Genomic DNA, 529 nt, shown 5'->3' with positions numbered 1-529 from the left:
AGGAATTTCGCTACCTTAGGACCGTTATAGTTACGGCCGCCGTTTACTGGGGCTTCAGTTCAAACCTTCGGGTTACCCCTAAGCTCCCCCCTTAACCTTCCAGCACCGGGCAGGTGTCAGACCCTATGCGTCAACTTTCATTTTGGCAGAGTCCTGTGTTTTTGGTAAACAGTCGCCTGGGCGTCTTCTCTGCAGCCGCTCCTCACGGAGACGGCCCCCCTTATCCCGAAGTTACAGGGTAATTTTGCCGAGTTCCTTAACCATGATTCTTTCGCGCACCTTAGCATATTCTGCCCAGCTACCTGTGTCGGTTTACGGTACGGGTATCCATACGCTACACGCCAATCCACTTTTCTTGGAAGCCCATTCAGTCCTTCGACGCAGCCGAAGCCTTGTCTCAACGCACACTTCCGTCCGTACGTAGAACCCCCTGCACTCCGTCATGAACTAACCTGTATGGATAGTTGGGGACTATTAACCCCATTCCCGTCAGCTTCGCAATTCCGCTACGCCTTAGGACCCGACTAAC

Annotated in this window: 1 rRNA gene; it reads right to left on the bottom strand. The window is 53.1% G+C overall.

Going from position 1 to position 529, the window contains the following annotated elements:
• Positions 1–529, bottom strand: a 23S ribosomal RNA gene (locus ACYVAD_RS26190); the annotation flags it as partial.

It is taken from the genome of Spirosoma pomorum, from assembly GCF_054776615.1.
The sequence above is the reverse complement of the archived record's forward strand: the minus strand, read 5'-3'. Positions and strand labels throughout refer to the sequence as shown.